This is a genomic window from Candidatus Nitrosopumilus sp., assembly GCF_029882185.1.
GTDB lineage: Archaea > Thermoproteota > Nitrososphaeria > Nitrososphaerales > Nitrosopumilaceae > Nitrosopumilus.
Genome location: NZ_JAOULD010000020.1, coordinates 1 through 20466, shown reverse-complemented (window position 1 = coordinate 20466; position 20466 = coordinate 1). Strand labels below are relative to the sequence as shown.

The window sequence follows — 20466 nt, the reverse complement described above, 5'->3', positions numbered from 1 at the left end:
TCCTTTGTCTCCGGGTGGGCCTTTTAATCCAGGTTGGCCCTTATCTCCAATAAGACCTGTTGAACCTTTGTCCCCTTTGTCTCCAGGTGGGCCAGTAATTCCTTTGTCTCCTTTGTCTCCTTTGTCTCCAGAAATTCCTTTATCACCAGTTAATCCTTTGTCTCCAGTTAATCCTTTGTCACCAGAAATTCCTTTGTCTCCTTGCTGACCTTTGTCACCAGTGGAACCCTTGTTTCCGGGTGGGCCTTGTGGGCCATCAGGACCTTTGTCTCCGGGTGGGCCTTGTGGGCCTTTGTCACCAGCAGGACCCTTGTTTCCGGGTGGGCCTTGTGGGCCATCAGGACCTTTGTCACCAGGTGGGCCTTTGTCACCAGAGAAACCCTTGTTTCCAGAAGGTCCTGGTGGACCATCATTTGGTTTTGTAAAACGTTTAGGTTGAGGCTCAGAAATTGTTTTTGCTTCAGGTTTTGTTTCAGGTTTAAATTTTGAACCAGATAGAGGAACATCAAAAACGCTATGCAATGAAGAGAATAAGTCAGTTACAACAATCCAAACCTTATCAAAATTTTCAATTGTTGAAGGAAGTGGATTAGATGGAGAGCCAAGAGTTTCAGAAAATACCCCATCTTTTACTCGAAGATGAAAGTTACCTTTCCATAATGCTGAAAATTGTTTTGTTCTTATTGCACTATCAGAAGGCATGTTATCAGTAATGGTGATTTGGACTTCATAGACACCTGATTGCTTAAAAGGTGCCTGTCCTTGAATCTCTAATCGTGGCTGAGATGACACAATCGTTTGTGGATATTTCAAGTATTTCTGTATTTAGATCGCTTAAACCTGTTCCAAATAAGAGGCAAAACACATCAGGCTCGATTAAGCTTGGTATTTATCTAGATAAAATGAATAATTGAGCTGTGAAGAAACCATTCGGTAGTAAATCAAAAAAAGATAAAGAGACAAAATCAGATGAGATAATCCCTCAAGAAAGAAGTTTGGTAGATGTAGACTATAATCGTAAAAAATTATTTAAAAAAGGAGTCAATTTGATGGCAGATGAAAAGCTGGAGGAAGCCATTGAAGTTTTTGAACAAGCATTAAGAATTGATCCAGACAATGTTGAAACCTTAATGAAACTAGGATATGCAAGATTCCACCTAGACGAGTATCCTGAAGCACTAAAAGTATATGATAAAATTTTAGAAATTGATGTCACAAATCCTGAAGCTTGGAATCTCAAAGGATTAGTGCATTATGAACAAAAAAATTATGCTAAAGCGCTAGATGCAGCTCAGAAGGCCATTGAGACAGATCCTACATACGGAATGGCATGGTATAATCAAGCATGTTTCTTATCATTACTAAATCAAGTTCCAGAAGCATTAGAAGCATTAAAACGTTCAATTGAGATTGATGTCAAAAACGCCAGAAAGTCAATTAGAGATAAAGATTTCATGAATGTAAGAGTGGAAGAGGGATTCAAGAGAATTGAAGAAGTGGTAGTTTTAGAATCAATCAGACAAGGATACCACACATTAGGCGCTATTGTTTGGACAACATTTCTAGATAAAGTAGACGCAGAAACAGCTCTGAATAAATTATTAGAGAAAGGATTAATCATACAAAATGAAAAACGTGACGGTCTAAGTAAAATTCCAATATATGATCTTGCAGACAACATTGCAGAAAAACTCGGAAAAGAAAAGAAAGGATTGTTTGGAATTACCAAAAAAACACTGCCAAAACCAGTTAAGAATTTGAAAGAACTTAGTCAAGCAATTCAATCAGTTAAAGAGGCAATTGAGGAAGAAGATATCGATAAGACCATAGAGATTTTCGAAGTATTCATAGACCCAAAGAAATCAGGAGAGCAGATGATAGAAAATTTCTTCGATGAGCACCGCGAAATAAGATTGTGGAAAATCAGATTAAAAGACAGAGGAGCAGATTACTTGATTGACAATAAAGAGAAAATGATTGTTTTATTTGACAACATAGAAGGAACAGTAACAAAGAAACTCAGAAATGAAATTTCTTAATTATTCAGCAGACAAATCCCAATAACTAGCATCTTCTTGTTTTTCAGTAGGTTTTTCGAGTTTTTTCCATTCTTTAAAAGAACGAACATACAATTTTGCATTATGCAATTCTGCAGATTTTAATGCATAATATGCCAATCCAGAAAGGGTTCCTACACTGCCACAATAAGTGATAATTTCAGCATCGCCTGTTATGCCTCGGTTATTCAGCAATCTCTTCATATCCTCTTTTGGGCGTAAAATTTTATCATTTGAAGCCAAAGTACGATAAGGCAAGCTTATTGCCCCAGGAATGTGCTGTTCGAGGAAATTTAATCGCTCTCTATTATCTATCAGAATCACATCATCCCTAGTTTTTACAGATTCCAAATAATCAGACGTTGCCAAAATATCAGGTTGGAGTTTCATCGAATGCTCCTTTTTTTGAATTTCAGGGACAGTTGAATCATTTTCCAACCCAAGAGATTTCCAATGACTGTAAGTAGTTTCTAGTAATGTCACATCATTGTGTCCTAAATATTCCAAAGTCCAAGCAACTCGTGATGCTAATGCACCAAAAGTATCATCATAAACTACTACAGGTGTTTCATCATCAATACCCATTGAATTAACAAGAGTTAGAACTCGTTCAGGACTATCATCAGATAATAAATGTGCCAGAGGAAGGTTTACTGCAGAAGAAATATGATCTTGTTTGTAATCAGATTCTCTTCTAACATCAATTACTCGGACACTTTTGTCCCGGATTTCTGAACGTAATGAATCTACATCAGTTGTAATTTTATTAGATTCTGTCAAGCAGCACATTCACCCTTGCCAGTTTTTGTATGGTAACTTGTGTCAGTACCATAGTCAAGATAAAAATCAGGGTCTTCATCTTTTGTTGGAGGAATCGTCAATGGCTCAAGAATATTTTTAAGATCACCAACAGATTTGATTTCAGAATCTTCATTTCCACTAACAATTCTATGAATCCAAGACTTCAGAGTGTCATCAGATTTTTTATTCTGTTTGAAAATTTCAATGATCTTAAGAATTACAGGGATTACTCTCTTTGCAGGAACTCTAAGAAGGGTATGACCTAACATAGCATCACCATCAGAACGTCCACCTATAGACATCTGATAATTAGCATACATGTCTTTTCCAACACGTCCTCCACCACCAAAGAATCCAATGGTTGCAATTCCATGTTGTCCACAAGAATTAGGACATCCGCTTATCTTAATTGAAGAATCACTAAGATCATCATCTTCATCAAGTTTTAACTCAAGGAATTTTCTTTGAACTTCTTTTGCGAGTCTGTGAGAATTAGTCAGAGCCAAGTTACAAGAGGTTGTTCCAGAACAGCCAATAGGAGCAGTCATAGTTAAAGCGCCAGATTTTGCCAATCCAACTTCAAGAAGTGTAGAATACATTTTTGATAAATCATCTTCGTGAACATAGCGAATAGCCACATTTTGCACAAATCCAGTCCTAGCTTTACCTTCTGCAGAAAAGTCACGAATGATACCGGCAATGGCGTTTAATTGATTCGAGGTGATATCCCCTGCCTCAAGGGTAAGAAACACGGAATGGTAACCAGATTGTTTTTGTTTAACAGTATTTGTTTTAAGCCATCTTGCAAAACCATCAGGGGCGGATTCTCCACTTTCATCAGTGATTCTGATAGGACGTTTAATTTCACTAGGAGTAGTGTCAACTTTAAGTCTAGTAATTACTGATTGAGTTGCTCTTACAACTGCTCTTTCTTTCAATACAAGATTTTGGAACTTTTCCCAACCCATTTCATTTACAAGATAACGTAGTCTATTTCTTGCAAGATTAGTTCTATCGCCCATTCGATCAAATAGTCGGACCACTGCAATTGAAGTGTAAAGCAAATCATCTTCGGGAGTAAACTCTTCTAATTGATGTCCAACAAAAGATTTGTTACCCAATCCACCTCCAAGAAATATCTTAAAGCCTTTTTGTGGCACACCGTCTATTTCTCTTATTTGTGGAATTAACCCCACATCAACTATTCTTGCCATACCATGTTTCTCACAACATGTAAAAGTGAATTTGAATTTACGTGGCAATCCCTGAGACATTGGATTTCGTAAAAAGAATTTTGCAGTAGCAAGTGCATAAGGAGTGGAATCAAATTCTTCATCAGGACATACGCCAGCCATAGGACTGCACATTACATTTCTTATAGTGTTTCCACATGCTTCTCTTGAAGTCATTCCAACTTCAGCAAGACTACGCAGTATTTCTGAAACATCTTCAAGTATCACCCAGTGCAATTGAACACTTTCTCTAGTTGTAAAATGAGCACTTCCAATAGAATATTGCTCGCTGAGTTGAGATATTTTTTCAAATTGATGAGGATAAATTTCACCTGCAGGAAGTTTAATTCTAACCATTGCATAATCATTAGTCATTCTAGTACCATATGCACCGTGCTGAAGTCTAAATCGTCTAAAACTATCTTCATCATATTTTCCCTGACGGAATAATTTCACGGTTTTTGCAAAATTGTCTGCCTCCTCAATTCTAGCCCAATTGATTTTTGGTTTTACAGGTTTGGCAGTCTGTTTAAGATTAGGTACTGTCAATAAAAAGAAATCTTGTTAGTTTGGATATAAATTTTTGATATCTGGAGCTTTTAGGAGAATAATTTTACTCAAAGTACAAAATTTTCCTATTCTTATAGAGGGAAATAGTATTAGTGCAACCTAATTTTTAAAAAATGTGGCAAAGTATTAATTATTAACAAAATTCTTCTCCCTCATGCAAGAAGCAACTGTTGCAGAACAATCAGATAAAATTTTCACAGATGTACGGGAAGTTGAAATCACACGTGCAATTGCAAATGAATTTCACGACGTACTAATTGACAGAGCAGAATCAGACGTCATCATAATTGGTGCAGGTCCTGCAGGATTAACAGCAAGTAGAGAATTATCCAATATGGGTTACAAAGTTCTAGTAATCGAACAAAACAACTATCTCGGAGGAGGTTATTGGTTAGGAGGATACATGATGAATCCAGTTACAGTAAGAGAACCAGCCCAAAAGATTTGGGACGAGTTAGGAGTACCATACAAAAAAATTCAAGACGGATTATACTTAACACCAGGACCACATGCAGTATCCAAATTGATTGCCGCAGCATGTGATGCAGGAGTCAAGTTCCTTCAACTTACAAAATTTGATGATTTGGTTTTAAAGAATGGAAGAGTTGCAGGAATTGTAGTCAATTGGATGCCAGTATCAGCATTACCACGCAACATTACATGTGTTGATCCAGTTGCATTTGAAGCTAAAGTAATCATAGATGCATCAGGTCACGATTCAGTTGCAGTAAAAAGACTTGTGGATAGAGGTCTTGCCAAATGGAAAGGTATGGAACCAATGTACGTAAATGATGGAGAAGAACACGTAGTACACAAAACAGGAGAAGTTTATCCAGGATTGATTGCAGCAGGAATGTCAGTTACAGAGACACATGGCCTGGCAAGAATGGGTCCAACGTTTGGATCCATGCTATTTTCTGGAAAGAGAGCAGCTGAAATTGCAGCAGCAAAAATCAAAGAGTTAGAAAGATAAGCCATCAAAGAATTAGATTTCTTATTGAAAACATCTAAAATTATTCTATACGATGAGCCAACCGTACCGGAAATCCAATTAAAAAAATTAGCAAAATTCATTGTAGACATATTTCCAGTAGAGATTGAGACAAGGGATAACTTTTTTCAAAATTCAAATCAAAAAATATTTAAAAAAATTGCAAGTGCTAGAGTTTTTGATTTAAAAAAACCGTTTAAAATACACGTTCCCATAACAGATGAAATTCAAACAGAAGTGCAAAACAAAGACGTGTCAAATAGAGAAGAAATGAATTTGTATGATGGATTTGAATTACAAAAAATAGCATCAGAATACATATCAAAAGAAGAAAATCAAATAGATACATTACATATTATTTTTACAAACAAACTAACATGTACATTTGATGAAAGTGATTTCAGATATCATGCACGAGCAATGATTGGTTCAAATCCAGCAATTATTTCGACTTCAGGCATAATAGAAGCACCGGCAAAACCTAAACAGTACTATTTGGATTTGACGACAGATTTTACAAGAGAAAGAGTTGAAGAAATCAAAGCAAAATACAAAGGAGAATTTTTAGAATATAACGATCCAAGAATCTCTGAAATACTTGAAGGTTATCTATTACAGGCAATAATGTACTATGAAACAGGCAATGCATTTTGTGAAAATAAAGAATGTAGACTGTACAATGCCCACTGGCAAAAAGATCTTTTGGATTTACAATTAAAAAACAAAAAACTTTGTATGAAACACGATAAAGATCTCAAAGAACTAAATCAATCTTGAAGGGATTTAATATCATTACGAATTTTTTCAGCAGATTTTTTCAAAGATGAAGATTCAGTGTCATCTAGTTTTATTTTTTGAATTTCAGACACACCATTTCTACCAATTTTTACAGGCACACCCATAGAGACATCGTTTTCTCCATATTCACCCTCAAGTACGACAGACGCAGGAATGAAAATTTCTCTTTTGTGTAAAATAGATTCAATGACATCAAAAACATTTTTGGCAATGCCAAATTGAGATCGGCTCTTAAAGTTTCTCAAGGTCTTCCAATAATTTCGAACAGCATCCGTGATGGGGTCTCGAGTATCAATCATAGAGAAAAGAGGGTTACCTCCAACTTTTACGCCAGAAAATACAGGCACCATGGAATCACCATGTTCGCCCAAAACAAGAGCATTTGAAATTGAAGATTGTGGAACAGAAAGTGTTTCAGATATGTAATAACGAAACCTACTGGTATCAAGACTAGATGCAATTCCAATAACTTTGAATCTAGAAAAATTGCTTTCTTTTTGAAAAAAGTAGGTTAGAACGTCAAGAGGATTAGAAACTATCAAAATTATTGCAGATGGACAATATTGTTTAATTTTTTGTGCTATTTCTTTAATCATTCTAACTTGCAGCCCCATGTTTTCCGTTCTGTCTTTTTCATATACACCAACACTTGCAGTAATTACAACAATATCGGAGCTAGATAACTCTGAATAGTCATCAGTTCCATGAATAGAAAATTTGGAATCAGCAGGAATTGCACTTGCGACATCCAAAGATTCGCCAATTGCTTTCTCTTTGTTTGGATTAAAAAGTAAAACATCATCTAATCCGTGAGATACACAAAGAAATGCAATAGATGAGCCAACTCGGCCACTACCTACAATTGAAATCAATTAAACACCTTCTGTTTATTTAACAATTAGAACTGGACAGCGGGTTTTTTGAGAAACACCGTTTGCAACACTACCCAAAAGTAATTTATCAAAACCAGTCCTACCATGAGAACCAATTACTATCAAATCATATTTTCTAGACTTTGCATAATTTATAATGTCATTTACTACAGATTTAGAAGTTATGATTTGAGATTTAATTGAAACGTTATTTTTCTCTGCTAAAGATTCTAGTTGTTCAAGATGTTTTTGTGAAACTTTTTTTTGTTTTTTGATTAATTCAGAGTCTGCTCGGGCATCATAGTATTTGTGATGCCATGCATCTCCTTCAAGACAAGTAAGTAATGTAACTTTAGAATCACGGCATTTAGCAATATCCAATGCAACTTTAAATGCCCTAGTGGACTGAGTTGAAAGATCAAAAGGCACCAGAATATTTTTGAACAAGATTAATCCTCCTTTTTACGGATACTTTCTCTTTGTCTTTTATCATAGTGTTTTGACAATTCGCGCTCTAGTTTCCTAGATAATTCATCAGCAATTTTCAAAATATCCCAACCAGATTCAGTGTAAACAAGTCGATCATCAGAAGTTTTCACAGTGGCAGTAACATCATAGTGAGTTCTAGTACCTTCAGAATTTTGAGATTCTACAGCAATTTTTGCTTCAATTATTGGAGACAATACTTGTTGAACTTTCTCTAATGCATCTCCAAATTTTGATAAAAGTACCTCGTTAGCAGGTTCATCTTTTGGCAAGCCAATTACAAACAAAGGAATTTTTTCTGTCATGCATAACCTACTCAAACTATAACTAAATAGCTTTCTAATAATTACCAGATTTGATTTTCAGTAATGGTTTAGTTGAAAGACATTTATCAAATTATCATTTAATAGATCCATGGATATTAAAAATTTGAAATTATCAGAATTGATTACAAAACCAATCACAGTTAGTCCCAACACAACACTCATGAAAACTAGAGAATCAATACTAAAACACAAAGTCAAAAGAATCATAGTTACAGACAAGAAAAATCCAGTTGGAATCATAACTGAAAAAGACATAGCAAAAAAAATTTATGAATTAGGATCAACCCCCATAAAAGATGTAAAAGCAAAAGATTTCAAACCAAGAAAATTATTTACACTGACGAGAGAAAATACAGTAAAAGAATGTGCACAAATGATGAAAAAGCACAGAATTAGCGTGGTAATTATTTTAAATAAAGATAAAACGCTTGAAGGAATAGTAACTGAAACAGATCTTGCAAAAGCATTTCTCACAAAAGGTTCAGACTCTATCAAAGTTTCAAAGATAATGCAGTCAAATGTAATTACTGCAGCTCCAAGTGATCCAATATTACATGTGGAAAGTTTATTGTTAAAATATAAAATTTCCAGAATCATCATCAAAAGAAATCAAAAACCGGTAGGGGTAATCACGTTCAGGGATTTTGTACCTGCAAAAATCCCACAATGGATTGCAGAATCAGCAGATCCTAAAGAAGTTCAAGAATATAAATTCAAAAAAGGATTGGAGGAAATACACTCAAATCAGATGAGTTATCTTTTTCCATTTCATGCAACAGACATCATGGCAACAAATCCAATTACAGTAGAGTCAGATAATGATGTCAAACTTGCAGTTACTAAAATGATCAAATACAACATCAGTGGTCTTCCAGTCGTAAAAAATGACAAATTGGTGGGAATAATTACAAAATCAGATGTGGTAAGTACATTAGCAAATTAAGTTCATTTCACAATCAAGACAGAGCACGAAGAAGATTGAGAAATTTTATTTGAAACACTTCCAAGCAAAAATCTAGCTACAGAGCCAAGTCCTTTATTTCCAACAACAATAAGATCACATTTTTCTTTTTTTGCAAGTTTTTCAATTTCATTTACAATGTTTCCTTCTTTCAAGAAAATTTTTGCAGACATTCCTTTTTTAGACAAATCAGTCTTAGATTTATCCAAAACTTTTGTTCCAAACTTTCGCAGTATTTCCAAGTATTCTTTTCTATCCAGTAAATTAATAGGAATAGATTTTTCGATAACATATATCAAAATGATTTCAGAATTGAAGGCATCAACAAATTCACATGCTCGTTTTAATGCTTTTTCAGAATATGTTGAACCATCTAGAGGAACAAGAACTTTCTTGAAATTATTTGCAGTCATTTTACTACCAATACAGGCTTTTTAGATTTGTGAAGAACATAATTAGAAACACTACCTAAGAAAATTTCTTTTGCAGCACTTCTTCCACGTGCACCAATAACAACCAAATCAATTCTATTTTTTGAATTGTTTGCAAATCGTGCAATGTCATATCCAGGGTCACCTGCTATTGCTTTTCCAGTTAACATAATTCCTTTTTTAGCGGCGCGTAATTTTGCATCGGCAAGTAATTTTTTTACTTCAGTCATTGAAGAAAAATCCAGAAATCCAAGAGGATGAATTGCATAAATCCCCGGCACTGATTTTACAGCCAACGCAGTGATCGTCCCTTGAGACTGCCTTGCAAGATGAATAGCCATGTCCAATCCACGAAGAGAATTTTTAGACCCATCTAACGGAACTAGGATTTTCTTTGTTTTGACAGCCATATATCATCACAATGTAAATTCGGGTTTAAAGACTTATGTGATTATCCTTATTGATTATCAATCTTGGTAATTTAGAATTTATATCATATAATTGAAAAAAAGAATCCAATCATGAATAGTACATTTGTCAAAGATGTAATGAATAAGGATGTACTAACACTAGACAAATCAACATCAGTACAAGAAGCTGCAGAACATATGAAAAAGCTAAGAATAGGATGTGTTATCGTTACAGAAAACAAAAAACCAATTGGAATTATTACTGAAAGGGATTTTGTCACAAAAATTGCTGCAGACGGAAAGCCGTTATTTACAGAAATAAAAGAAGTAATGTCATCACCATTGATTACAATTGATCCGGATGAGACAATCTGGGAAGCATCAGAACTGATGAAAGAGAAAACCATTCACAAACTTCCAGTCAAAGAAAATGAGGAGATTGTAGGAATTGTTACAACGTCAGATATTGTAAGAATATCAAGTGGTGGATCAGATTCAGAGATGAGAAGAATTTGTGATCAAATTCTTTTGCGAATGAAAAATGAATGACTGTGAAGGATATTCACTTAAATTATTGAAATTAAGACAGATAGTATAATGATGGCAGGAGATGCAGGTGCAGCAGTTCTTGAAACAAAAGATGATGGACATAAAATTTCAGATAAAACCAAGACAAAATTTGATGTCATCATCATAGGTGCAGGACCTTCAGGATACACTGCAGGGATTTATTGTTCAAGAGCAGGATATGATACTTTAATTTTATCAGGAATTTTACCAGGAGGACAGCTAGTAAACACAACGGAAGTTGAAAACTATCCAGGATTTGAAAACGGCATAATGGGTCCGGACTTGATGATAGAGATGAGAAAACAATCTCAAAGGATGGGGACTACAATCATAGATGATGTTGTAGTGAATGTCGATTTTAGACATAAGCCATTCAAAGTTCTAACAGCATCAGAAGAATACGAAGGACGTGCTGTCATTATTGCAACAGGAGCAAATCCAAGAAAATTAGGATTGGAAGGTGAAGAGACATTTGGCGGTAAAGGAGTTTCATATTGTGCCACATGTGACGGACCATTCTTTAGAAATCAAGATATCATTGTTGTAGGAGGGGGAGATTCAGCTATTGAAGAGGCAACTTTTCTTACAAAATTTGCAACAAATGTCCACCTAGTTCATAGAAGAGATGAATTACGTGCAAGTAAAATCATGCAAGAAAGGGCACTTAACAATGAAAAAATAAAATTTCATTGGGATTCCGCAGTTACTGAAATTAAAGGAGATCAAAAGATGCGACAAGCAGTTTTAAAAAATCTAAAAACAAATGAAGAGACCACACTAGATGCAGGAGGATTATTTGTAGCAATTGGACATGAACCAAATACACAATTGTTCAAAGGTCAGATTGATTTAGATGAAGAAGGATATGTAGTATTGAAAAATAAAACATATACAAACATAGAAGGTGTTTTTGCAGCTGGCGATGTACACGATAGAAATTACAGACAAGCAATTACAGCAGCAGCTTTTGGATGCATGGCAGCAATTGATGTAGACAAGTATCTTACAGAAAGTGCAGACAGCAAATAATGAAAAATGCTCAATGCAAAAAATGCCTGAATAAATTTTACGAAAAAGAGATCTATACTATTCAGCAATTTCAATATAGAAAACAACCAACATACAAGTGGTCAGTGACATATTTTGATAAATTAGGAATATCCGAATGGGATTCATTCTGTGAAAAATGCATATTGTTTTACTCAGAGGAATCAGAGAAAGAATGGAAAAAACAATTTAAACTCTTTATTTGAGAAGAAAAAGTAAGCAATGATGAGTGAAGAGCAAGAAAATCTCAAAAAATCTGCAAAAGAACATAGTGACAAATTAGCAAAATTAGGTAGAGAATTAGGAGAGATTCAATTCAGTTACAAAATTGAAGAAAAAGTAACTAAAGAATATTGGAAACAAAGAATGGATGATTTTAAAAAATACAATGAAAAAGGTTTAGAATACTACAATCAAGTTCATGCAATGATGAATCTAGTAAATAAAGATGAAGCGCAGATGTTTCTTTTACAAATAAGTAAATTCAGACAACTAAGTAAAATCTTGTTAGAAACAATGGAGAAAATTAAAGAAAATCCATCGATAGTAGACTCTAAAGATAAACAGCAAAGTTCTTGGAGTAGAGAAATTAAAAATAAAATAACAGAGCAAAGTAACAAGTGTTTACGGCACGAAATGGATATGAATTCTTCATTTAGAGAATTTTATGAAAAACATTTGAAGCAGATTCTTGAATAGATCAGTATGCTAGTTCAGAGAGATATTTTGCATCTTTAAGAGAATTATCAAATTCTTCTTCAGTCATAACGTTTTGAGTTGCATAAACACTTTTGAATTTTCTTCCATCATCAGCAAAAATTCCTACAACGCATGCATTTCCAGATATGGGATATTTTTTCATGCAAGCATACACTGCTGCAGATGATGGACTGATTAGGAGTTTATCTTTGACATACACTTCTTTAACAACTGAAAATGCTTCATCATTGTCAGCAGATACCCAATCATCTACGACATTCTCTCTTTTCAAGAATAAATCGGGCTTTGCAGATTCTTCAAAATTTCTCCAACCTTGAATCAAATGATTTTGTTGTGGTTGACATCCAATAATTTTGATGTTAGGATTTTTTTCTTTAAGAAAAGCGCCAATTCCAGTAATAGTGCCGCCAGTGCCAACACCAGTAAAGAAATGGGTTACTTTCCCTTCAGTTTGTTTCCAAATTTCAGGCCCTGTTCCAACATAATGTCCTTTGAAATTAGCTTCATTTGCGTATTGGTTTGGAGAGTAGTAAGTGTCAGGTCTTGAAGAAGCAATAGATGTAGCAAGAGCAATACTCTGATCAGTGCCAGCACCCACTTTAGGACACAAATCATCACTAGTTTCAAACACCTTAGCTCCCAATTTTCTTATGATGTCTTTAGTTTCATTACTTGCTTTTTCCGGGATAACGATTTCAACTTTGTATCCAAGTAAATTTGCAATTCCAGTTAATGCAATGCCAGTGTTACCAGATGTTGGTTCAATGATGATGCTTTTCCCTTTTTTCAAAATTCCTTTTTCTTCACCATCTTTGATCATCCAATAAGCAGCTCTATCTTTGACTGAACCAAATGGATTGTGTCCCTCTAGTTTTGCAAAATATTCTACATGATCATGAGAAAGAGAATCCAAGCGAACTAAAGGAGTATTGCCTACACGATTCAATACATCTGTATCAGTTACAGTAGTCATGATTTAGATTATTTCACCTTTTTAATTTTGAATGTGATGATATCACCGTCTTTTGACATATCCATTAACTCATGTCCATTTCGAGTAACCCATCTAGAAATATCATCTTCTGCAGCTGGATCATCAGCAGATACAACAATCACATCACCTACTTGCATTCTTTCAACTTCAATTTTTGTTCTAAACACAGGTTCAGGGCAAAATAATCCAGTTGCATCTAGTTTTTTTTCAGTAGATTCAGACATTAGTAACTAATTTTTAAAGGTCAATTTGTCATATTAAAATCTATTTTAACAAGTTACATCAATAGAGATAAAATTACTCTGAATGCAGATATGGAAGATGAAATTTAATCTCAGAAGATTAGGCATGTTTTTAGGACCTGCCTTATTTTTTCTGATCATATTCATGCCCACACCTGAAGGAATGGATTATTCTGCAAAAGCAGTTTTGGCAATTTCGGTATGGATGATTGTGTGGTGGATTACTGAAGCGATTCCTGTTTATGCAACTGCGTTACTTCCAATGGGGTTAATTCCATTACTTGGAATACTTCCAATAAAACAAATTGCAGCAGAATACATGCATCCAATAATTGTACTATTACTTGGAATGTTCATGATAGCCTTAGCAATTGAAAAATCAGGATTACATAAAAAAATTGCATTTGAATTGATTTCAATATTTGGGTATTCTCCAAAAAGAATAGTATGGGGCTTTATGATCACAACAGCTTTGCTTTCAACGGTTGTAATGAGTACCACCGTTGTTTTGATATTGCTTCCTATTGCTGCAACAATTTTGACTGCTCTTTCTAAGACTAATTTCGTAACAACAAAATTCAAAGTTATTTTTATGTTATCTATTGCGTATTCCTCATCAATTGGAAGTGTTGCAACTCTAATTGGAGCCCCTCCAAACTTACTTTATGCTGCAACAGTAATGGAGATGTTTTCACACAAAGTAACATTTGCAGAATGGTCCATGCTTGGAACTCCATTAGCGTTCTCTATGCTAATTCTTTGTGGATTGTACATGAATATGCAAATTGGGAAAAACAATTCAGAAACAACATTTGAAATTAAAAAAACCATATTATTGGAAAAATCACTTGTGGGGAAAATGACACTGGAGCAAAAAACAGTGCTCGGAGTACTCATAGGAGTGTTGGTCCTAATGTTTACAATTCCATTGTGGCAGCCTGAAGGATCTTTTATCACAAATTCAGTAATTGCAATCTTGGGAGGAATTTCCCTCTTTATCTTACCTAAGACTAGATCAGAAAGTTTGCTGAATTGGGCAGGAATTGAGAAACTCCCTTACGGTTTATTGTTTTTACTAGGAGGAGGATTCGCATTATCTTTAGCATTTATGGATTCAGGATTAGCAACTTGGATTGCACATTCATTATCGTTTGTTGGGGACTATCCATTTGAATTGGTGATTGTGGTTTTGGTTGCAATGATCATGTTTTTGACAAATGTAAAATCAAATACTGCAACTGCAGCAATTTTCATTCCAATTGTCGGAACCATGGCCATGTTAAATGGATGGACACCACTGCCAGTGCTGTTTGCGATAACGATTGCAACATCATTTGCATTTCTTTTACCTATGGGAACTCCACCCAATGCCCTGATTTATGAAAAAGCTCAAATTTCAATCAAGGCAATGGTAAAACATGGATTGGTTCTCAACATAATGGCAATTGGATTGATCACGATATTTACAATAATGGTAACAACAAAAATTCTAATCTAAAAAACAGTTTATAATTTATAGAATCAGATGTGTTTGCCGGATAATTTGACTATCAACACAGGGCAATTCGATTTTGCCACTACTTCGGATGCAACACTACCAAGAACCAATTTTTTGAAGCCCGATCTACCGTGAGAGCCCATAACAATCAAGTCCATGTTATTTTGTTCAGCAAATAAAAGAATTCCATTTACAGCAGAAGGATTGTGAACAACATCAACGGATATGGATACATTGTCGGCAGAATGGATCTTTTTTATTTTATTCAAATCTTCTTTTGCCTTTACCTCCATCTCATCATGCACTTCTTGAGCTCGTGACCAGGACATTCCAGATGTATCAATATCACTTCCAATTACGGTCAACAAAGTTAATTTTGAATCAAATTTCTTGGCAATTTCCATTGCTTTATCCAAGGATAAATCTGCAAAACCTGTAAAATCATAGGGAACAAGAATGTTATTTATCATAGTTTTGTGAAGGCAATTTCAAATATTAAGATATATAAAAATTCCAAACGTGTCGTGATGTACAACAATACCAATTCATTGAATGATTTTTCGCTCATGCAGATGGTTTATTGTATCCGAGTTTGAGATGAAATCAAGCCAAAATAATCCAATCAAATAATTAGCAAAAATTTCCTGGCTAAAATGTGGAGCGTTTTTGGCATCACCATTTTTTAGCACAGACAGATTGTTTGCTTCCTCACAATTTGTATGATTTAACTCATGTTATAATATACGATTAGAGATTGTTAAGACAAGAAATAATTGATTCCAATCTGAATGAAATCAATTAGAAGGGAAGTCATTTTTGGGAAAGATCCTGTTTTGATCAAAAAATAAATTTTAAAAAATCATCTAAAAAGATCTTCATGTTCAGACCGAATTAATTCATCTATAGCATATTCACCAGATTGAAAAGAACACCCACGAACTATAGCAAAAGGGCATTTTAATGATTTGCCCATAACCAATTCTGATGCAGATGCAAGTTCATCTGCAATCGCAATTGCCGTAACACGTAATACTTTATTAAAAGAATCCTTTGTTCCTGCATAATCTAAAATTGGATTTAACCCAGAGATTCCAATTGCATGATTTGTTTGCCCCATTCGAAACGGTCGACCAAAAGTGTCAGAGATTATAACTGCGACATTTTTGTTGGACTCTTCTAAAATTTTCTTTCTGATTCTTTGTGCAGATGCATCTGAATCAACAGGAAGTAAAGTGGCATATCCTTCTTCTACGTTGCTTTCATCAATTCCAGCATTTGCACAAATGAATCCATGATGAGTTTCAACTATCAAGACACCATTATTCATTCTGATAATTCGTTTTGATTCAGACAAAATCAATTCAACGATACGTGGATCCTTTTGGTATTGAGAACCAATACCTTCAGCCAACAAGGAAGGAGTTATTGTAGATAGGTCTATCAAACGTCCTTCTTGTTTAGAGATTATTTTTTGTGCAACTACCAAAATGTCACCATCAGTTAGTTTTTCAGACTTTAAAATGAGATCAGAGAGATCATCAGAAGATTCGATCTCTTTTTCAATATGTATTGGGAGTATTTGCAAGTACAATATCTGAACATACAGACTAAAAAATTGTTTATGCAGGGGATGTAGAGTCTAATTCGAGTTTGTAATGCTTGTTAATAATATCTATAATTTTTGATAGATCTTTTTCTTCCAAAGTGGTCGTAGCCAGATCTTTTACGATATCTTGAGCACGATACGCAATCCCCAATCCGCACACGTCAAATAGTTTTACATCGTTTGCACCATCCACAACACAGACAATATTCTCTTTTTTCTCACCCCATTCCTCGATTTTCATTCGTGCAGATTTTGATTTATCAGAATCCACATTAATTGTGACACCGTCTAATTTACCATCTTTGAATATCAATTCATTTGAAAAAACATAGTCCAAATCCAATTCTTTTTTCAGTCTGTGCATCATTAGACTGAAACCACCAGATACAGCCATCAATTTCCATCCTGCTGCTTTTAATGTCTTACATGCTTTTTTTGCACCAGTCATTATAGGCAGTCCATCAGACACTTCTTGACAAATTTTTTCATCCAATCCTTTGAGGGCAGCAACTCTAGTTCGCAATCCTTCCTCCCAATTGATTTTTCCTTGGATACCCTGTCTTGTAATTTCCCAGATTTCATCTTCTTTGTGGATCTTTTCTGCAAGAATTGGAAGATATTCTTCATCATACAAAACCCCCTCAACATCAAAAATTATTAACAATAGATTTCTGATTTGGAAAAAAATCGCTAATTATATTAAAGTAGTGACCATGTTTTCATTGATTAAACATCGATCAATCTTTGAAAAAGGAAAGACGCATAGTAATCCAGATACCGATATCCCTAACCTTTGAAAAAAAAGCAAGCAGATTAATTGGAAGAATCAAAGGGGGACATTACTAGATGAAATTTGCGAGGCATCATAAATTCACGCCGAAAATGGTTCAAGCCTCTATAGATTCTACTTTGTTGGATCCTCTCCATTCCTTTAAATTTAATTTAAAATCTCTCCATATCATGAAATTAATTTTCTTTACGTTACTTCCATTAATCTTGTCAACTGGTATTGCTCCTATCTTTGCAGAACATATGGACTCACATCATGATAATTCTATGAAAAACTCTAAAATGAATGAAAACACAATGGGACAACGTCATACTCCACATAATGGGATCTGCGCACCAGGGTTTGCATCTCTAGGTGAGATATGCGTACTAGATGACAGATGTGGCCCAGGTGCATATGCAGGAAAAATCTGTATGATGGATGGTGAAATCAAACCCTATCTAAGACCACTTCATCAAAAACATGCTGGAATCTCTGTTGAAAATATTATTTGTGCAGAAGGAAAACATTTGATGTTCAAACATCATGATGCAACTCCCGCATGTGTAAATTCTAATTCTATTGACAAGCTAAAAGATAGAGGTTGGCAAACTGAAAAACCAGTAATTGCCTGTACTATGGAGTATGATCCTGTATGTGGTGCTAATGGAATAACATATGGGAACATGTGCGGCCTTCGTGCAGAGCATATGGCAATGAAATATCCTGGTGAATGTGTTTTACCATCTTCCACGAATTCAAACAAACCATTTTCACTGTATCCAAGTGAATTAGAACAACAAATGACGTTAGATCCTAATTTAGTGGTTATCGATATGCGAGAGCCAGATTCATACATGAAGGGACATATTGACGGTTCTTCAGTTGATGTGATGGAGGGTGCAACACTTGAGAAGAGAATCAAAACAATGTTTGGCAGAATTCCCGAAGTAGCACAAAGTATCCACATAGTGCTTGTCGGAGATTCCGAAAGCAAGGCATTAGATTCAGCCCAAATTATGAATAACGCAGGAATCAAAACATCTTATCTTGTAGGGGGAATTGAGTTATGGAATGATAATCTTTCAACAAAAATAACTCCAACTTTGACATCTTCAGAAGAACTGTATCGGCAATTACAAAACCAAGACGACATCTATCTTCTTGATGTTCGAGAGCCTTCTGAATTAGAAGCAACTGTGATTTCTGGAAGCAAAAACATCCCACTATCTGATATTTTCATTGAAGGAAATTTATCTGAAATTCCAACTGACAAACCGGTAGTAGTTATTTGCGGATCTGGAAACCGTGCAACCATTGCAACGTATGAGTTAGCACAGCATGGAATAGATTTCCAAGTTTTAGAGGGAGGTATCAAAGCATGGGATGACTATCTGGAAGAGAACGATCTTCCCAGACATTGAAAATCTTCTATCGGTGTCATTTTTATCTCCAAAATGGTGAACTGATTCCCGCAGATCTGAGTCAAGATTGATTTTAGAATTTGATATTTACGAGAGCGTCGTGTTTCTACGCACAAACGTAGGATTCCTGTTTTTATCGGTAATCAGTAAAAATGGTATCCCCTTTTCGTTCCTAGGTTTACGCTGTGTTTTCAATCAGACTGGATAATTTTTTGATAAATGAATTTGTCAGTATAGAGGCTACCAGAGGGAATAAACGCGTCCTTGACTGGCGCCTCGGACTCATGAAAGAAAGTTTAACAATTACAATAGCACTGGAAAGTAGCAATGAAAAGGACATACGATTATTCCTTTTTAACCATGACGTATTACCTCAAAACTAAATGACGTTTTGTCATGTTTTACAGAGTTTGTATTGATTGTTTCACCAATCAGTCTGAACATCTCTGAATACATCTCGCATTGATGAACAGACCAACCTATGCCTAGCTCGTGCCTTTGTTTGAATAGTACCAGCCCTGGCTTTTCCTTTGGGATCAGTTTTCTGTCATTTTCCATGTTCCATTCCACTATCCTCTTTGATAGTTCCGCAAAGTCAAGATCGTCATTCTGCCACTTCATTTCACTAATTACATATTTTGCATTCTTTTTTGCAATCCTAGCTATATTTTCTTCGGGTAATGTGTTGATCAGATTCTTGATGATTTCTCCTGCCAGAGTAATGTCTCCCCTCTCCTGCTTTGATTTCATGAAATGTATCCAGTCATGAATGATTCTTGCAGCCATTGAGGATTTGTTGGATCTTTCCTCTTCCACAATGCGGGCAAACTGCTTCATGTCCTCCTCATTTAACCGTACACCAAACATCTCACCCTTTTTGACCATGAGCATAATCCAGAATGACACTATTAATTTGTTAACAAAGTTAACGTTGTTACAAGGAAGCATATATGCTACAAATCAAAAATTAATTCATGAAAACACAAAATAAAAAATCAGCACACGGAATCATGGGCAACGGTGACGATTTCAAGAATTGCCCATATTGCGGACAAAGCAAGATTCCCTTCAAGCTTGGAGTATGTATCTGTGGAAAACAGGTAGGTGCCATACAGTATGTCGAGAGTCCATCTAGGTTTGCAAAAAACCACTATTCTCATATTGAAAATGCAGGGATCTCTACAATCAACGAGTTGGCGTAAAGATGGTGTCTCAATGTCAATGTAGATGCAGAGTAATGTTGGCAGAATATTTCTCTGGCCCCTTCAACATTTTAAATCAAATTGAAATCCACATTCATGATCATGAATACAACAAATACCTGATGAGCGTGATCATATGTTAGTAAAATCATGTTCGCCAAATTGTTGGTGCAAGAATAATAAAAAATCACCTAGAGATGACAAAATTTTTGGATATTTACCAGAGGTCAAAAGGGCATGACGGGTAATATCAGTTATTATGAACAGGAGTTTAGTCAACCAACACCAAGGCATCTGGAAAAAGAGAAGACCAAAGAAAAGCATTTAGAGTTTTTTGGAAAATCTCAAAATTCCGTCGTATGCATTGTGGACATGATTGACTCAACTAAGCTGGCTTCACAAATTCCAGACACCAAACTAAGTATCTTTTATTCCACTTTTCTTAACAGCATGGCAGAT

At 35.1% G+C, this 20466-nt stretch carries 23 protein-coding genes and 2 pseudogenes; 11 read left to right on the top strand and 14 right to left on the bottom strand.

The window, feature by feature from the left end; translation table 11 throughout:
* A pseudogene (locus OEW78_RS06765) lies at positions 1-813 on the bottom strand (collagen-like protein); the annotation flags it as partial.
* Positions 814-917: 104 nt separating this feature from the next.
* Here OEW78_RS06765 and OEW78_RS06760 point away from each other — a divergent pair.
* The gene (locus tag OEW78_RS06760; protein WP_300325965.1) at positions 918-2039 is read left to right on the top strand and encodes a tetratricopeptide repeat protein; all 1122 of its coding nucleotides are present in this window, start codon (positions 918-920) and stop codon (positions 2037-2039) included.
* Here the strand turns inward: OEW78_RS06760 and OEW78_RS06755 are convergent, their stop codons facing one another.
* Both OEW78_RS06755 and OEW78_RS06750 read right to left on the bottom strand, forming a co-directional pair.
* Positions 2040-2837 carry a rhodanese-like domain-containing protein gene (locus OEW78_RS06755; RefSeq protein WP_366523044.1) on the bottom strand — a complete coding sequence of 266 codons (798 nt, stop codon included), beginning with the start codon at positions 2835-2837 and terminating at the stop codon, positions 2040-2042.
* Positions 2834-4639 carry a nitrite/sulfite reductase gene (locus OEW78_RS06750; protein WP_300325958.1) on the bottom strand — a complete coding sequence of 602 codons (1806 nt, stop codon included), beginning with the start codon at positions 4637-4639 and terminating at the stop codon, positions 2834-2836. Before OEW78_RS06750 ends, OEW78_RS06755 begins: the two co-directional genes overlap by 4 nt.
* A gap of 175 nt (positions 4640-4814) precedes the next feature.
* Between OEW78_RS06750 and OEW78_RS06745 the strand changes: the two genes are divergently transcribed.
* Positions 4815-5633, top strand: a complete 819-nt coding sequence (locus OEW78_RS06745; protein WP_300325955.1) for a sulfide-dependent adenosine diphosphate thiazole synthase — start codon at positions 4815-4817, stop codon at positions 5631-5633.
* A 24-nt stretch (positions 5634-5657) separates the two neighbouring features.
* A complete protein-coding gene (locus tag OEW78_RS06740) occupies positions 5658-6428 on the top strand; it encodes a DUF6775 family putative metallopeptidase (RefSeq protein ID WP_300325952.1) in 771 nt (256 codons plus the stop codon).
* On the opposite strand, the gene OEW78_RS06735 is transcribed toward OEW78_RS06740, so the two are convergent.
* From OEW78_RS06735 to OEW78_RS06725, 3 genes are read right to left on the bottom strand one after another with little or no spacing between them, the layout of a single operon-like run.
* Positions 6419-7321, bottom strand: coding sequence for a lactate dehydrogenase (locus tag OEW78_RS06735; RefSeq protein WP_300325949.1), 903 nt, complete (start codon positions 7319-7321; stop codon positions 6419-6421). The two genes, OEW78_RS06740 and OEW78_RS06735, sit on opposite strands and share 10 nt — an antisense overlap.
* Before the next feature lie 15 nt (positions 7322-7336).
* Positions 7337-7768 carry a universal stress protein gene (locus OEW78_RS06730; protein ID WP_300325946.1) on the bottom strand — a complete coding sequence of 144 codons (432 nt, stop codon included), beginning with the start codon at positions 7766-7768 and terminating at the stop codon, positions 7337-7339.
* A gap of 2 nt (positions 7769-7770) precedes the next feature.
* Entirely contained in the window at positions 7771-8112 is a 342-nt protein-coding gene (locus tag OEW78_RS06725; protein WP_300325943.1) for an HPF/RaiA family ribosome-associated protein, read from the bottom strand.
* Positions 8113-8221: 109 nt separating this feature from the next.
* On the opposite strand from OEW78_RS06725, the gene OEW78_RS06720 reads away from it, so the two are divergent.
* Positions 8222-9076: a CBS domain-containing protein gene (locus tag OEW78_RS06720; RefSeq protein WP_300325940.1), complete on the top strand. Its 855-nt coding sequence runs from the start codon at positions 8222-8224 to the stop codon at positions 9074-9076.
* 2 nt (positions 9077-9078) lie between these two features.
* Here OEW78_RS06720 and OEW78_RS06715 read toward each other — a convergent pair whose 3' ends face one another.
* Positions 9079-9507, bottom strand: coding sequence for a universal stress protein (locus tag OEW78_RS06715; protein WP_300325938.1), 429 nt, complete (start codon positions 9505-9507; stop codon positions 9079-9081).
* Positions 9504-9935: a universal stress protein gene (locus tag OEW78_RS06710; RefSeq protein WP_300325935.1), complete on the bottom strand. Its 432-nt coding sequence runs from the start codon at positions 9933-9935 to the stop codon at positions 9504-9506. Before OEW78_RS06710 ends, OEW78_RS06715 begins: the two co-directional genes overlap by 4 nt.
* Before the next feature lie 111 nt (positions 9936-10046).
* On the opposite strand from OEW78_RS06710, the gene OEW78_RS06705 reads away from it, so the two are divergent.
* The 3 genes from OEW78_RS06705 (at position 10047) to OEW78_RS06695 (ending at position 12251) form a co-directional block, all read left to right on the top strand.
* Positions 10047-10484, top strand: coding sequence for a CBS domain-containing protein (locus tag OEW78_RS06705; protein WP_300325932.1), 438 nt, complete (start codon positions 10047-10049; stop codon positions 10482-10484).
* 48 nt (positions 10485-10532) lie between these two features.
* Complete coding sequence (gene trxB / locus OEW78_RS06700) at positions 10533-11534, top strand: thioredoxin-disulfide reductase (RefSeq protein ID WP_300325929.1); 1002 nt, start codon at positions 10533-10535, stop codon at positions 11532-11534.
* Between the two features lie 243 nt (positions 11535-11777).
* Entirely contained in the window at positions 11778-12251 is a 474-nt protein-coding gene (locus OEW78_RS06695) for a hypothetical protein (RefSeq protein WP_300325926.1), read from the top strand.
* A gap of 1 nt (position 12252) precedes the next feature.
* Here OEW78_RS06695 and OEW78_RS06690 read toward each other — a convergent pair whose 3' ends face one another.
* Complete coding sequence (locus tag OEW78_RS06690; RefSeq protein WP_300325923.1) at positions 12253-13245, bottom strand: cysteine synthase family protein; 993 nt, start codon at positions 13243-13245, stop codon at positions 12253-12255.
* 8 nt (positions 13246-13253) lie between these two features.
* The gene (locus OEW78_RS06685) at positions 13254-13490 is read right to left on the bottom strand and encodes a sulfurtransferase TusA family protein (RefSeq protein ID WP_300325920.1); all 237 of its coding nucleotides are present in this window, start codon (positions 13488-13490) and stop codon (positions 13254-13256) included.
* 97 nt (positions 13491-13587) lie between these two features.
* Between OEW78_RS06685 and OEW78_RS06680 the strand changes: the two genes are divergently transcribed.
* Positions 13588-15006: a DASS family sodium-coupled anion symporter gene (locus tag OEW78_RS06680; RefSeq protein ID WP_300325917.1), complete on the top strand. Its 1419-nt coding sequence runs from the start codon at positions 13588-13590 to the stop codon at positions 15004-15006.
* Positions 15007-15029: 23 nt separating this feature from the next.
* On the opposite strand, the gene OEW78_RS06675 is transcribed toward OEW78_RS06680, so the two are convergent.
* From OEW78_RS06675 to serB, 3 genes are all read right to left on the bottom strand, one after another.
* On the bottom strand, positions 15030-15476 hold the full coding sequence (locus OEW78_RS06675; RefSeq protein ID WP_300325914.1) for a universal stress protein: 447 nt from the start codon (positions 15474-15476) through the stop codon (positions 15030-15032).
* Between the two features lie 389 nt (positions 15477-15865).
* Entirely contained in the window at positions 15866-16591 is a 726-nt protein-coding gene (cofE, locus tag OEW78_RS06670) for a coenzyme F420-0:L-glutamate ligase (RefSeq protein ID WP_300325911.1), read from the bottom strand.
* A gap of 34 nt (positions 16592-16625) precedes the next feature.
* The gene (serB, locus tag OEW78_RS06665; protein WP_300325908.1) at positions 16626-17276 is read right to left on the bottom strand and encodes a phosphoserine phosphatase SerB; all 651 of its coding nucleotides are present in this window, start codon (positions 17274-17276) and stop codon (positions 16626-16628) included.
* Between the two features lie 296 nt (positions 17277-17572).
* On the opposite strand from serB, the gene OEW78_RS06660 reads away from it, so the two are divergent.
* Positions 17573-18805 carry a rhodanese-like domain-containing protein gene (locus OEW78_RS06660; protein ID WP_300325905.1) on the top strand — a complete coding sequence of 411 codons (1233 nt, stop codon included), beginning with the start codon at positions 17573-17575 and terminating at the stop codon, positions 18803-18805.
* Between the two features lie 354 nt (positions 18806-19159).
* On the opposite strand, the gene OEW78_RS06655 is transcribed toward OEW78_RS06660, so the two are convergent.
* Complete coding sequence (locus OEW78_RS06655) at positions 19160-19690, bottom strand: hypothetical protein (protein WP_300325903.1); 531 nt, start codon at positions 19688-19690, stop codon at positions 19160-19162.
* A gap of 89 nt (positions 19691-19779) precedes the next feature.
* Between OEW78_RS06655 and OEW78_RS06650 the strand changes: the two genes are divergently transcribed.
* Together OEW78_RS06650 and OEW78_RS06645 are read left to right on the top strand one after the other, a co-directional pair.
* Positions 19780-20007 carry a hypothetical protein gene (locus OEW78_RS06650; protein ID WP_300325900.1) on the top strand — a complete coding sequence of 76 codons (228 nt, stop codon included), beginning with the start codon at positions 19780-19782 and terminating at the stop codon, positions 20005-20007.
* 237 nt (positions 20008-20244) lie between these two features.
* Positions 20245-20466, top strand: a pseudogene (locus OEW78_RS06645) (hypothetical protein); the annotation flags it as partial.